10 protein-coding genes are annotated in these 13,297 nt (G+C 65.4%); 2 read left to right on the forward strand and 8 right to left on the reverse strand.

Going from position 1 to position 13,297, the window contains the following annotated elements; all coding sequences use genetic code 11:
- Positions 1 to 16: 16 nt before the first annotated feature.
- The 4 genes from GYH26_RS08205 to GYH26_RS08220 are packed head-to-tail and all read right to left on the reverse strand — an operon-like array spanning position 17 to position 3,816.
- Complete coding sequence (locus GYH26_RS08205; RefSeq protein WP_054683149.1) at positions 17 to 1,231, reverse strand: acetyl-CoA C-acetyltransferase; 1,215 nt, start codon at positions 1,229 to 1,231, stop codon at positions 17 to 19.
- Between the two features lie 15 nt (positions 1,232 to 1,246).
- The gene (locus GYH26_RS08210; protein WP_014067106.1) at positions 1,247 to 2,251 is read right to left on the reverse strand and encodes a quinone oxidoreductase family protein; all 1,005 of its coding nucleotides are present in this window, start codon (positions 2,249 to 2,251) and stop codon (positions 1,247 to 1,249) included.
- Positions 2,252 to 2,275: 24 nt separating this feature from the next.
- Positions 2,276 to 3,196, reverse strand: a complete 921-nt coding sequence (locus GYH26_RS08215) for an MBL fold metallo-hydrolase (protein ID WP_161541240.1) — start codon at positions 3,194 to 3,196, stop codon at positions 2,276 to 2,278.
- A complete protein-coding gene (locus GYH26_RS08220) occupies positions 3,193 to 3,816 on the reverse strand; it encodes a TetR/AcrR family transcriptional regulator (RefSeq protein WP_161541241.1) in 624 nt (207 codons plus the stop codon). The genes GYH26_RS08215 and GYH26_RS08220 overlap by 4 nt, the downstream gene beginning before the upstream one ends.
- Before the next feature lie 179 nt (positions 3,817 to 3,995).
- Between GYH26_RS08220 and GYH26_RS08225 the strand changes: the two genes are divergently transcribed.
- Entirely contained in the window at positions 3,996 to 5,348 is a 1,353-nt protein-coding gene (locus GYH26_RS08225) for a phosphoglycerate dehydrogenase (RefSeq protein WP_161541242.1), read from the forward strand.
- On the opposite strand, the gene GYH26_RS08230 is transcribed toward GYH26_RS08225, so the two are convergent.
- From GYH26_RS08230 to gatB, 4 genes are all read right to left on the reverse strand, one after another.
- The gene (locus GYH26_RS08230; RefSeq protein ID WP_161541243.1) at positions 5,345 to 6,739 is read right to left on the reverse strand and encodes a GWxTD domain-containing protein; all 1,395 of its coding nucleotides are present in this window, start codon (positions 6,737 to 6,739) and stop codon (positions 5,345 to 5,347) included. The two genes, GYH26_RS08225 and GYH26_RS08230, sit on opposite strands and share 4 nt — an antisense overlap.
- A gap of 269 nt (positions 6,740 to 7,008) precedes the next feature.
- The gene (tpiA, locus tag GYH26_RS08235) at positions 7,009 to 7,758 is read right to left on the reverse strand and encodes a triose-phosphate isomerase (protein ID WP_161541244.1); all 750 of its coding nucleotides are present in this window, start codon (positions 7,756 to 7,758) and stop codon (positions 7,009 to 7,011) included.
- A 21-nt stretch (positions 7,759 to 7,779) separates the two neighbouring features.
- Entirely contained in the window at positions 7,780 to 9,150 is a 1,371-nt protein-coding gene (locus GYH26_RS08240; protein WP_161541245.1) for a redoxin domain-containing protein, read from the reverse strand.
- Positions 9,151 to 9,163: 13 nt separating this feature from the next.
- The gene (gene gatB / locus GYH26_RS08245; protein WP_161541246.1) at positions 9,164 to 10,678 is read right to left on the reverse strand and encodes an Asp-tRNA(Asn)/Glu-tRNA(Gln) amidotransferase subunit GatB; all 1,515 of its coding nucleotides are present in this window, start codon (positions 10,676 to 10,678) and stop codon (positions 9,164 to 9,166) included.
- 208 nt (positions 10,679 to 10,886) lie between these two features.
- Here gatB and GYH26_RS08250 point away from each other — a divergent pair, with 208 nt between their 5' ends.
- On the forward strand, positions 10,887 to 13,292 hold the full coding sequence (locus GYH26_RS08250) for a beta-galactosidase (protein WP_161541247.1): 2,406 nt from the start codon (positions 10,887 to 10,889) through the stop codon (positions 13,290 to 13,292).
- The last annotated feature ends 5 nt before the right edge of the window (positions 13,293 to 13,297 follow it).

Genomic DNA, 13,297 nt, shown 5'->3' on the forward strand with positions numbered 1-13,297 from the left:
TGTTCGGTCATGGTCGTCACACCCGTTCGATGATCGTGGCGATGCCCATACCACCGCCCACGCACAGCGTGATCAGGGCGGTCGAAAGGTCGCGGCGCTCCAGCTCGTCGAGCGCCGTGCCCAGCAGCATGGCGCCCGTGGCGCCCAGCGGATGGCCCATCGCGATGGCGCCGCCGTTCACGTTCACGCGCTCGGGTCCTTCGTCTTCCAGCCCCATGTCGCGCATGAACTTGAGCACCACCGCGGCGAAGGCCTCGTTGACCTCGATCAAATCGATGTCGTCGAGCGTCATACCCGCCTTCCGGAGCGCCTTTTTCGAGGCCGGCGCCGGTCCGGTCAGCATGATCGTGGGCTCGGTGCCCACCAGCGCGGCCGAGACGATGCGCGCCCGCGGCTTCAGCCCCAGTGCCTCGCCCTTTTCCTTCGAGCCGATCAGCACCAGCGCGGCCCCGTCGACAATGCCCGACGAATTGCCCGCCGTGTGCACGTGATTGATGCGCTCGACGGTGACGTACTTCTGGAGCGCCACGTCGTCGAAGCCCATGGCACCCATCATCTCGAAGGCCGGCGGCAGTGCGGCCAGCGCCTCGAGCGTCGTGTCGGGCCGGATGTGTTCGTCCTCGGCCAGCACCACCAGGCCGTTCTGGTCCCGTACGGGCACGATCGACTTGAAGTAGCCGTTGGCCCGGGCATGGGCGGCCCGTTGCTGCGAGCAGAGCGCGTAGCGATCGACGTCCTCGCGCGTAAAGCCCTCGATCGTTGCGATCAGGTCCGCGCCGATCCCCTGCGGCACAAAGCCGATCTTCATGCTGACGGCCGGGTCCAGCATCATGGGACCGCCGTCCGAGCCCATCGGCACACGCGACATCGACTCGACGCCACCGGCTACCACCAGATCTTCCCAGCCGGAGCGCACCTTCATGGCGGCCAGGTTGACCGCGTCGAGGCCGGACGCACAGAAACGATTGATCTGCACGCCCGGCACCGACAGGTCCCAGCCGGCGTAGAGCGCGGCCGTCTTGGCGATGTTGCCGCCCTGCTCGCCGATGGGCGTCACGCATCCCAGGATGACGTCGTCCACCTGCGACGTATCCAGCTCGTGGCGCCGCTTGAGCTCGGCAAAGAGCGTGGTGAGCAGGTCGATGGGCTTGACCTCGTAGAGCGAACCGGTCGTTTTGCCCCGTCCACGGGGCGTGCGGATCGCATCGAAAACGTAGGCATCGCGGGCCATGATCATCCGAATCTTTTACAGTCGCACCACCACTTTTCCGACGTTGCGTCCGGCATGCAGGTGCTCGACGGCGTCCGCCACCGACTCCAGTCCCTCAAAAGGCGTGGGATCGACGGCCACCCGCAACTTTCCACTTCGGTAGAGCTGGAAAAGCCGGGGCAGGTGCGTGCGAAAATGGGCCACAAAATGCGGCAGGAAGAAGCCGTGCACCGAAGCCGACTTCGGAATCAGCCGGGCGTAAATGCGCGGGCGGGCCACGGGCTGCGGGCCGGTCAGGTACTCGCTGATGAATCCGATGCAGAGCAGCCGGCCATGCCGCGCCAGCGCCTCCAGGCACAGGTCGAACAGCTCACCGCCCACGCTTTCATAGACCACATCCACCCCGTCCGGAAATTCCTCCCGAAGCACGCGGGCCACATCTTCCTCCCGGTAATTGATCACCCGGTCGCACCCCAGCTCCCGGAGCAGCGCGGCTTTCTCTTCCGAGCCACAGGTGCCGATCACCGTGCAGCCGGCCATACGGGCCAGTTGCACCGCGTACTGGCCGGTTCCGCCCGCGGCGGCCGTCACCAGCACCTTCTCTCCGGCGCGAATGCGGGCCACCTCCTGCAGCGAGATCGAAGCCGTCAGGCCGCTGACCAGCAGACTCACCACCTCGGCCGACACCTCCGGTACCGGAATCGCGTGCTTGGCCGGCACGATCTGGTACTCGGCATAGCCGCCGCCCAGCTTGATCGTCCCCACCGGATCACCCGGCCGGAAGTCTCGGACGCCCTCCCCCACGGCCACCACCTCGCCCACCGCCTCGGCGCCCAGATCGAACGGCGGCGTCATCGCCGGACGGTACCGGCCGGCCGTGATGTTGACGTCGGTCGCGTTCACCCCGGCAAATCGATTGCGGATCAGCAGTTCGCCGGGGCCGGGTCGTGGCGTCGGCACCTCGACGATCTCGGCGGCCTCCCGGAAGTGCGGCGACAGCCGCCGGGCCACCAGCTTGCGATAGGTTTTCGGTAACAGCATATTCGACCTAAACGACCGTTTTTTCTAATCCTGCAGCTTGCGGCGCCAGTAGCGGGCCAGGCCAAACCAGCTCGCCCGCGGCTGGCCGAACTGCTCATAGCGCGACACCAGTGCCTCGTCCTGCAGACATTCCCGGAGTTCGGCCATGACCTGCTCGTGGAAGGCTTCGGCCCGTTGCGCATCGTCGTCTTCGGTGTCGAGCGAGTTCCGGACGGCTTCGGCCATCGCGTCGAGCCGGCGGGCCATCTGCGCCAGGTGCGTCTCGGGATCGTCCGAGGGGCCGAAGTGCGTGACAAAAAGCCTTCGCGGTTGCCAGCGGGCAATGCGCTCGAGGCTTTCGTGCCAGGCTTCCACCTGAATATCGGGCGGCGGCGCCACGGGCAGCACGCAACGCGTGCCGGTGATCTGCATGCCGGCCGTATCGCCCACGAAGGCCATGCCGGTGTCCGGGTCGAAGAAGCTGACGTGATGCACGGCATGGCCCGGCGTGTAGGCCACTTCCAGCGTGCGACCGCCCGGACGGATCGTCTCGCCCCCTTCAAGCGCCACGATCTGGCGTTCGGGCACCGGCAACACGGCCCCCCAGAGCGGCTCCATCAGCTCGCCGTAGAGGCGACGGGCGCTGGCCAGCAGGCGGCTCGGATCCACCAGGTGGGGCGCTCCGATACGGTGGACGTACACCTGCACGTGCGGCGCCTCGGCCGCAATGGTGCCGGCCGCGCCGGCATGGTCCAGGTGAATGTGCGTCAGCAGCAGCGCCCGCACGTCGGCCAGCGAAGCGCCCGCCTCACGGAGCGCGGCCTTCAGGTTGTCCAGCGCCGAGGTCGGTCCCGGATCCACCAGCAGCAACCCCTCGGGCGCCTCCAGCACGGCACAGGCAATCAGCCGATCCGTGCCCAGATAGTTCAGGTCCAGGTAACGTGCGCCGTGATCCAGTGCGATCATGCTTCCCGATTGTCCTTGCGCCGCATCAGCCGACAGAGTCCGCCGATGGCCTGGCGGACGGCGTGCTCGATCAGCGCTTCATGATCCACCTCGAGCCGGAGCCGGGCCAGGCGTCCGGCCAGCAGCAGGCTGACGATCCCGTGCAGCGCACTCCAGAACGACACGGCCGCCACGCGGATATCGGGCATTTCCAGATCGTGCCGGCGCACGTAGTCCTCGATCGCCTCCACGATGGGATCCAGCAGCCGGTAGGCCCGCTGCAAGCGCTCCTCGGGGTACGAGGCCAGCTCGCGCGGGTGCAGCATGAACAGAATTTCGTAGGATTCGGGATAGGTCAGCCCGAAGTCCACGTAAGCCCGCGCCAGCGCCTGCAATCGCTCGCGGGGATCGTCGATCGCCTGAATCTGGGGATCGAAAAAGCGCTCGGCCAGCCGCTCCTGTGCCCGATCCAGCAGGGCAAAGAGCAGCCCTTCTTTGCTGTCGAAGTAGAGATAAAGGCTTCCTACACTGCAACCGGCCCGCTGCGCAATGCGCCGCATCGTCAGGCTGCCGTAGCCTTCGCGGATCAGCAGGTACTGGGCGGCTTCCAGGATGGCTTCCTGCAGGTCGTGACGGCTCAAGGTGGTACTGCATGAAAGATTGAACGATCGTTCATCAAAAATAAACCGAACCGGATGATAAATCAAGAAAAGAAGCGCTTCCCGTCCGTCGGCCGCTACATATCATCGCGCACCCTTCCTACATTCTCTGCGTTGAAGAGCCAGGCGTTCTGCTTCATGCGATTCCGGATCACGGTCCCATGCCCAAGATCGACGGTGTCCGTTTTCTGAACGAGCAGTTTAAAAAGGCCCTTATTCTGGAGAATCCGGACCCGAGTCTGGACGACTACCTGCGCGCCCAGGGGATCGAGCCGGAGCGGCTGCCCGATTCGGTGGTGCAGAACCCCGAGGCGGTGATCGCGCGGCTGAAAGAAGGGCGGCACGACCTGCTCTTCAAGCGTAGTCGTTTCATTGTGGACGAGCGCGTGCTCCGGGCCTCGGAGAACCTGGCCGCCGTGATCCTCTGCTGCATCGGCGACGACTCGGTCGACAAGGAGGCCTGCGCGCGCGAAGGGGTCATGGTGATGAACGACCCCATTAGCAATGCCCGCTCGGTGGTCGAGCTGGTCTTCGGCGAGATGATCTGCCTGGCGCGCCGCGTCTTTCAGGCCAACGAGGCCGCCCACCGGCACATCTGGACCAAGGACAACCGCAAGCGCTACGAACTGCTGGGCAAGACGATCTCCATCATCGGGCTGGGCAACATCGGCAAGCAGGTGGCCCAGATGGCCGAGAAGTTCGGCATGGAGGTTTACTTCTACGACAACCGCGAAGTGGCCCGCGAGGTGGGCGTGACGCTGGGCTGGAAGGCGTGCCGGACGCTGACCGAGGCGTTCCGCGTGGCCGACTTCGTGACGGTGCACGTCTCGGCCGAAGACCACCGGGGCCGCTCGAACCGCAACCTGATCACCTACGAACACTTCGCCCAGCTCGGCGCGGACCGTGGTCCCAACAGCCCGCGCATTTTCATCAATGCAGCCCGCGGATTCATCCACGAGCCGGAAGACCTGATCCGGGCCGTACGCGAAGGGCACGTGCAGGCGGCCGCCGTGGACGTCTACCCTGAAGAACCGGCCAGCAAGGACGAACCCTGGCACAACCCGTACGCCGGCATTCCGGAGATCGTCTGCACGCCACACATCGGCGCGGCTACCGAGGAAGCCCAGCCCCGCATCGCCGCTCATGTGGCCGGTACCGCCCATCTATTCAACCGGTACGGCACCGTGCGCGACACAGTGTTCAGTCCCGGTCAGGTGATCGGCGTCGATGCCGAGCCGCCCTACTGGGTGCTCAGCGTCGTGCACAGCGACGCCCGCGGTACGAAGAAGGCCATCAGCGACGCCATCTACGAGGCCGGCGCCAGCAACCTGCAGTCGAGCCACCGGGACTTCAGCCGCTACGGGTTCGCCTACGAGGTGAGCGCCATCGACAGGCCGCTTTCTCAGGAGCAACTGCTGCACATTGTCGAGACGGCACGGCGCATTTCGGGCGATCCGACGGCCATCCGGGCCATCCGCCAGTTCTACGTGCCGGCCAACGGCAACGATGACTAAAGCACCTGGCCGGTGCGCCAGTACGTCAGCGCCCGGTGCCACATGTCGTAGTAGTACGGCTGGCGGCGAAGCACGTAGTTGACGAACGGTGAGCCGGGCCAGCGCACCCGCTCGAACACGAACGTATAGCGGGGGTCCTGCTCGCTGTAGGTGTAGTACCAGATCTGTTCGTCGATGCGATCCTCGACGACGTAAGGCGGTCCCAGCATGATGTACACCATGCCGCGGTCGGTTCGCCACCCCTCTTTGAAGGTGGAAAACTGCAGGTTGGCCTGCTCGACGCGCTCGTAGTACAGACGCAGCAGGCGGGCCGCCTTGCGCCGGTCGCCCACCAGACGCCCCCAGAAGGCATCGAATCGGGCGCGTAATTCCGCGGACGTGCGGGCAGCTCGAAGCTGCTCCCATTCGTCCGGGTAGGTCAGGTACACCAGCGCCTCGGCCATCTGGTCCAGCGTTTCCACCTGCGGAAAGGTCGGACCATGTACGGCCAGTTCGCGGCGGCTGACGGCGGGCTGCTTCTGTCCTTCGACCTGAGCCGTCACCTCCACCCGATAGACGCCGCGCTCGACCAGCGGCGGCAGCATGAAATCGATCCGAACCGAGCCGCTGAGTCCCTCCACCTGACGCGTGGACACCTGGAGCGTCTCCGGGCGGTCGTACCGGACGCCCCGGTATGCCAGCGAGCCGGGCGCCGGCATCAGGTCGTATGGTGGGCGTGCCGCGCTGGTATCTGTCGGAAATTGCAGTAACAGCAACTGGACCCGCACCCGATGCCGCGGCACCAGCTTGAACAGCTCGACGGCCGCCCGCAGCGAATCGACACCGGCCGCCACATGAAGCCCCGGATGGACCTCGTAGCGCCCGTTCGCCACGCGCCGCTCCAGCCAGACCGGACTCAGCAACGGCCCACGGCCGGCCGGATCCGGCAGATAGACCCGGCGGCGCCGCGTCGTGTAATGCCGGCTGTGCCGATCGGTCACCGTCACCTCCAGCCGGTACCGCCCCGACCGGTACGGCACGAACCGATGCCACAGGTGCAGCGCATGCGCGCGCGTGGCGGCAAAGGTCGGTACCCGTAGCGTGTCGTCGAAGGCCTGCTCGTAACGCACACGGCCCTTTTCGTCCAGCAACCGCACCAGCACTTCGTAGACGGCCTGATAGGCCGTATCGACATGCGTAAAGACGAGCGTGCGCGGCCGAAGCCCCAGGTACAGTTCAAGTCCCGGCTGCGTGTCGCGCAACACCGGAATGGCCTCCAGCACAAACGAAGGTCCCCCTTCCTCGTACCCTTCCACCGCGACCGGACGAGCGCTTCCGCATCCTGTGCCTACCCCTACCAGGATCAATACCCCGATCCATCCGAGCCAGGCCGTCTGTCGTTGCACGGGCATACCTGCAGCCCCGGCATTCGCGTCTTTTCTGATCCAAAAGAGGTAACTGGCGTCCGGGCCGGTGTCTTTCACGATCCCGACTGATACCTTCGCGAGGCACTACAAACGCCTTCGCGTTCGTATCAGGCAACGGAAGCCGCTCCGGCTACCGTTTCCGAACGCGTCCTCACGGCATACATGACCCGACAATCTCTCCCGGATCTGCAATAAAAAGACCGGCGTAGCCCGGAAGGATCCCATCCGGTTACAGGCCGTGCGCCAACGTCTACTCAGCCGTGGGCAGCCCGCACGATTGCCGCGAAGTCGGCGGCCTTCAGGCTGGCGCCACCGATCAGCCCACCATCGACGTCCGGCTGCGCGAACAGATCGGCCGCATTGCCCGGTTTGACGCTCCCCCCGTACAGGATGTGCAGTGCACGGCCGATGGCCTCGCCGTACCGGTCGATCAGCAGGCGACGAATCAGCGCGTGCATCTCCTGCGCCTGCTCCGGCGTGGCCGTGTGGCCCGTTCCGATAGCCCAGACCGGCTCGTAGGCGATCACCAGCGCCTCGGCCGAGGTCAGCGTAACGCCGTCGAGCGCGGCCCGCACCTGACGCTCCACCACGGCTGCCGCCTGGCCGGCCTGTCGTTCTTCCAGCGTCTCCCCCACACAGACGATCGGAATCAACTCGTACTGAAGGGCCCGTTTGATCTTGCGGTTGACGCCTTCGTCGGTCTCGCCGAAGTACTGGCGCCGCTCCGAGTGGCCGAGAATCACGTACCGGCACCCTACCGACTTCAGCATGGGTGCCGACACCTCGCCCGTGTAGGCGCCCACCTCCTCGTAGTGCATGTTCTGCGCGCCCAGTCGGATCGGCGTGCCTTCGATGACCTGCCGCACCACTTCCAGGTTGACAAACGGCGGACAGACGGCCACCTGTACCGGACCGGGATCGCCCACTTCGGCGACGACGGCTTCGGCCAGCCGAATGGCTTCCTCCCGATCCGTGTGCATTTTCCAGTTACCGGCTACCAGCATGGTTTTTCTGTCGAGGGTTTGTCAGGAAGGCGAGGATTCGTGGGTTCCGCTCTGCAACCGGGCCAGCGTCTGCTGCAGGCGGGCCAGCGCTCCGGCGCCTTCGAAGCGTCCCAGAATGCGTCCGTCCGGCCCGATCAGCCAGCGCACGGGAAGCGTCGTGACGTTGTAGCGCTCGGCGATCGGATCCCGGAGACCCCCGGGAAGGATGACCGCCTGCCCGGCCTGCACGAAGCGCTCGTGGAAGGCTTCGTTGACGGTCGTGTCGGGCTGCACCGAGAAGGCCAGCACGTTCAGCGGCAACGCGCGGTAGGTTTCGGCCAGGGCGTTGCGATAGGCCAGTTCGTTCAGGTAGGTCGGATCCTCCGGCCAGAAGAATTCGAGCAGCACGTAGCTCCCCCGCAGGTCGTCGAGCGTAATGGTGCGCCCGGCCGTCGTGGTAACCACAAAAAACGGTGCTTCCATGCCCGGCCGCAGGTGGTCCAGTTCGTAGCGGACGCGCTCGGCCCAGCGCAGCCAGGTGCTGTCGGCCGTCATGCGCGCCAGCTCGTCGAGCGCGGCGCGGGCTGCCTCGTCCTGGAGGCTGTCCATGTAGGCCTGCACCAGCTCGGCCTGCACGGCCACCCGCAGTTCGGGTCTGCGCAACCGCTCGCGAAGCGCCGTCAGCCAGCGCACGGTGGCCTGCTGGCCGTCACGGCGTGCCAGTGCCTGCCGGATGGCCTGCACGGCCTCCAGATAGCGCGGGTTGTCGGGCGAAAGGCTGTCGAAGCGGGCCAGCGCCAGCGTGTCGTTCCACCCGGCCAGGAGCCGGACGGCCTCGGCCGCCGCCCATTGCGCCCCGAGCGTGTTCGGGTAAGTGCGTTCCACGCTTTCGAGCAGTGCCAGCGTGCGTTCGACGATCTGCGCCAGCGCGGCCGAGTCGGGCGCCGTCTGGAGTTGCCGGAGCAGGTCCTGATTGTGCTGCGCAATGGCGTTCTGGTAGGCGAGCCAGGCGGCATTTTCGCGGGAGCGCACCAGCAAGCGTCGCCCTTCCAGCGGGAATTCGGCCCGGAGCGTGGCCGAGTCGCCGTCGGCCACTACCAGCACGCTGCTGGCCAGCGCCGCGCCTCGCCGGCTGATACGGAGCGGATAGAGACCGGGTGCCGGCGCCCGGATGGTCATGGCGAAGTGGCCCGTACTGTCGGTCACGGCCAGTCCCAGCGTGTCGGGCTCGCCGGCCACCTGACGGTAAACCAGCACCTCAAAGTCACGGTAGTCCGGGATGGAATCCACCTCGGCCCGGACGGTCAGCCGCCCCGTCAGCACGCTCTGCACCATCGGCTCCGGCGTACGGGTGCGGCAACCCAGCAGCAGACTCAACCCGAGGGCCGCCAGCAAACCTGCGCGGTACTTCATTGCGCCGTTCCGGTTATTTCGTTTCCTGGCCGGCCGCACGGGCCGCCTCCAGCCGTTCTTCCAGCAGTCGCCGCACCAGCTTGGGATCCGGCGCTCCCTCGAAGCGCCGCATGACCTGCCCGATAAAGAAGCCCAGCAGGCCGGTCTTGCCGTTCAGATAGGTCTGCACCTTGTCCGGATTTTCGGCCAGCACGGCCTCCACTACCGGAATCAGGGCGCTTTCGTCGGAGACCTGTAGCAGGTTGTGCGCCTCGGCGATTTCCTCAGGCCGACGCGGGTCTTCGAGCATCGTGTTGAAAATCTCCTGGGCGCCGCTCGAGCTGACGCGGTCTTCCAGTCGTAGCCGGACCAGCTCGGCCAGGCGTTCCGGCTCGATGGGAAATTCGCGGATGTCGATCGAGCGCTCGTTCAGCACCCGGAGCACCTCGGTCATCACGAAGTTCGAGACGGCCTTGGCCTGCACCTTCCGGTCGCCCTCGGGCATCAGACGGGCCAGCGCGGCCAGCGTCGCCTCGTAGTAGTCGGCCACGCCGCGTTCTTCGGTCAGCACGCCCGCGTCGTAGGCCGGCAGGCTCAGCTCCTCCATGAAACGCTGCCGCCGCACCTCGGGCATCTCGGGCATTTCGGCCCGGATGCGCTCGAGCATGTCGGCCGTCACTACGACGGGCACCAGGTCCGGGTCCGGGAAGTAGCGGTAGTCGTGCGCCTCCTCCTTGGTGCGCATGGGACGCGTCTCCTGGCGCACGGCGTCCCAGAGACGCGTTTCCTGCACCACCTCCCCGCCCCGCTCCAGAATGGCGATCTGGCGTCGGATTTCGTATTCAAGCGCCCGCTCGACGTTGCGGAACGAGTTCAGGTTCTTGATCTCGGTCTTCGTGCCCAGTTTCGTCTCGCCCCGTCGCCGCACCGACACGTTCGCGTCGCAGCGCAGCGAGCCTTCCTCCATGTTGCCGTCGGAAATGCCCAGGTAGCGTACGATCTGGCGGATCTTCTGCATGTAGAGCGCCGCCTCGCGGGGCGAGCGGATGTCGGGCGCCGAGACGATCTCGATCAGCGGCACACCGCAGCGGTTGAAGTCCAGCAGCGTGTGGTACGGGTCCTGGTCGTGCAGCGACTTGCCCGCATCTTCTTCCATGTGGATTCGAATGATTCCGATCCGCTTGCGCACGGGCTCCTGTCCGTCGCCTTCTGGCTCCAGTTCGATCTCGACCCAGCCGTCGTAGCAGATGGGCGTCTCGTACTGTGAAATCTGATAGCCCTTGGGCAGGTCCGGATAGAAGTAATGTTTACGAGCAAAGATGGAGCGCTCGGCGATCTTGCAGTTCGTGGCCAGCCCCATGCGGATCGTGTATTCCACCATGCGTGCGTTCAGCACGGGGAGCGTGCCCGGATGTCCCAGGCTGATCGGATCGACGTTCGTGTTGGGCGGATCCCCGAACTGGGTGGACTCCGGGCTGAACGCTTTGGAGGCCGTCAGGAGCTGACAGTGCACTTCCAGGCCGATAACCGCTTCGTAGTCGTGCCGCATGGTTTTCGATGGCTCCGGTCCGCGTCGGATGTTGCCGAAACGAACAATCCTCCGTGCAAGATCCTTCAAAGTTAACCCATCCGACGCGCCCCGTGCCAGCCGACGGTGCATTCTTTTCGATCTTTTGCGAAAGGCCGTACGGGAAAGGCGCCGGTCGTCCGTCTTTACTGGTGAACATCCTGCGCACCATCAACCGTCCGGAGCAGTCATGCGTCACGCTTTCTGTCTGCCGGTCATTTCGTTCCTGTTGTCTGTTGCCAGTACGGCCAGTGCGCAACAGATCTACACGCTGGACGTGCGTCCGGCTCATGTGGATATCCGCCGCGGCCATTTGCACATGGGCGGCTCCAGTCCACGGGGCGACACGATCGGCGTCAACAGTTTCTACCTGGAATACAACGGACGCCCGTGGTTTCCGCTGGTCGGCGAGTTCCACTACGTCCGCTACCCGTCCGCGTCGTGGGACGAGGAACTGCGCAAGATGAAAGCCGGAGGCATTCAGGTTGTGGCCACCTACGTGTTCTGGATCATCCATGAGGAGACCGAAGGGCATTTCGACTGGACGGGCAACCGCAACCTGCGTCATTTTCTGGAGCTGGTGGCGAAAAACGGCCTGTGGGCCATCGTGCGGGTGGGACCGTTCATCCACGCGGAAATCCGCAACGGCGGCCTTCCCGACTGGCTCTACGGCCGGCCTTTCCGGGTGCGTTCGAACGATCCGGAATATCTGGCCTATGTGGCCCGCTACTACCGGGAGGTCGCTCGTCAGCTCGAGGGGCTGTACTTCAAGGACGGTGGTCCGATCATCGCCATCCAGCTCGAAAACGAATACGAGCATTCGGCGGCGCCCTGGGCTTTCTCGTATCCGGGCCAGCCGCCCGAATGGACCGCCTCGGCTTCCGATCCCGGCGTGCCGGGTTCGGAGCACATGCTTCGGCTGAAACAACTGGCCCGGGAGGCCGGCATGGACGTACCGCTCTACACGGCCACGGGATGGGGCAACGCCGCCATTGCTCCGCTGGAGACGCTGCCCGTCAATTCGGCCTACCCCTATCCCACCTGGGCGCCGATTCAGCCTTCGCCGTTGTATCTGTTTCGTAACCTGCAGCAGACGCCCGACTATGCACCGGTCAGCTACGATCCTTCGCTGTACCCGGTGCTCGGTGCCGAGCTGTTCGGGGGCATTCAGGTAACCTACACCCGACGCCCTACCATTCCACCTCGAAGCCTGGAGGCTCAGATCGTACGACAGCTCGGTAGCGGTGCCAACGGCATCGGCTACTACATGTACCACGGCGGCGCCACCCCGCGCGGCCGCTTTTTCTACTTCAGCGACGAAGCGATCGGCGTACCACGCATCAACTACGATTTCCAGGCGCCGATCGGCCAGTACGGCCAGCTACGTCCTTCCTTCCATTATCTCAAATTGCTACACTTCTTTCTGCAGGACTACGGTGCGCGGCTGGCGCCGATGGCCGTCGTCCTTCCCGAAACGGCCACGCAACTGCGTCCGACGACCACCGACACGCTGCGCTATGCGGCCCGCTCGGATGGCACCGGCGGCTTTCTCTTCATGCACAACTTTCAGGATCACGTCGCCATGCACGACCTGACCGACCTGCGTCTGATCGTCTACACCCGGCGCGACACGCTCGTCATTCCCCGAGCGGGCACGTTCACGCTGAAGGCGGAAGCCTCGGCCATTCTGCCTTTCAACCTCCCGATCGGTGATCTCTGGCTGCGGTATGCCACGGCCCAGCCGCTGGCCGTGCTGCACGTGCGCGACACGCTGCACCACGCTTTTGTCGCCCTGGAGGGCATTCCACCCGAATTCGCCTTTGCACAGGCCACGCTCCAGGAGCTGAACGCCGGCGACTGCCGGCTCGATACGACACCCGGAACGGTCTATGTGCACTGCCCGGCCGACCGTCCGGCCACCTTCACCGCTATCGATCGGAGCGGCCGCCCCATCGTTTTCGCGCTGTTTCCAAAACAGATGGCGCTCAGCGCCTGGCGGCTCACGCTGGACGACGGCTCGTACCTGGCCTTTTCGGAAGCTGCCGTGCTGGCGCACGACGCGCTGCACGAACTGCAACTTGAAGACACGTCGGCCGTCACGCTGGCACTGTACCCGAAGCGGCTGCGGCCGCCCCGGGTGCGACCGGGCACCGTTTCGGTGACGGCACCGCCCCATCCGGCCCTTTCGGCCTACCGGGTCACGGTGCCGGCCGTGCGCCCCGAGGTGCAGGTGGAGCGCGTGCGTCGCGATCGCCTTGTGCTGCGCGTCGGACAGGAGCGCCTGCCGGAGCCGCTGCACGAAGTGTTCGTCGACATCGACTACGTAGGCGACACGGGCATGGCCTTCATCGACGGCCAGCTCGTGGACGACCACTTCTACTACGGCCGGCCCTGGCGTATCGGGCTGAAGCGATTCTGGAGCCGGCTTATCCGCCACGAAATGTACTGTTACTTCCGACCGCTGTACCCCGACGCGCCCTTCCTGGACGATCTACCGCCCGAGGCCATCCCGGATAACCTGCGCGATCCCGAGCAGACGCTGCAGATCCGGGCCATCCGCATCGTGCCGGTCTTTCGAACTTACGTGGCTTTCTGAAGCAA

Origin of the sequence: Rhodothermus marinus (assembly GCF_009936275.1) — a bacterium.
Lineage (GTDB): Bacteria > Bacteroidota > Rhodothermia > Rhodothermales > Rhodothermaceae > Rhodothermus > Rhodothermus marinus_A.

What these genes read in the sequence shown, in the direction of transcription:
- GYH26_RS08205 (WP_054683149.1), bottom strand. Translation starts at nt 1,231, where the DNA reads ATGGCCCGCGATGCCTACGTTTTCGATGCGATCCGCACGCCCCGTGGA.
- GYH26_RS08210 (WP_014067106.1), bottom strand. Translation starts at nt 2,251, where the DNA reads ATGCTGTTACCGAAAACCTATCGCAAGCTGGTGGCCCGGCGGCTGTCG.
- GYH26_RS08215 (WP_161541240.1), bottom strand. Translation starts at nt 3,196, where the DNA reads ATGATCGCACTGGATCACGGCGCACGTTACCTGGACCTGAACTATCTG.
- GYH26_RS08225 (WP_161541242.1), top strand. Translation starts at nt 3,996, where the DNA reads ATGCCCAAGATCGACGGTGTCCGTTTTCTGAACGAGCAGTTTAAAAAG.
- GYH26_RS08230 (WP_161541243.1), bottom strand. Translation starts at nt 6,739, where the DNA reads ATGCCCGTGCAACGACAGACGGCCTGGCTCGGATGGATCGGGGTATTG.
- tpiA (WP_161541244.1), bottom strand. Translation starts at nt 7,758, where the DNA reads ATGCTGGTAGCCGGTAACTGGAAAATGCACACGGATCGGGAGGAAGCC.
- GYH26_RS08240 (WP_161541245.1), bottom strand. Translation starts at nt 9,150, where the DNA reads ATGAAGTACCGCGCAGGTTTGCTGGCGGCCCTCGGGTTGAGTCTGCTG.
- gatB (WP_161541246.1), bottom strand. Translation starts at nt 10,678, where the DNA reads ATGCGGCACGACTACGAAGCGGTTATCGGCCTGGAAGTGCACTGTCAG.
- GYH26_RS08250 (WP_161541247.1), top strand. Translation starts at nt 10,887, where the DNA reads ATGCGTCACGCTTTCTGTCTGCCGGTCATTTCGTTCCTGTTGTCTGTT.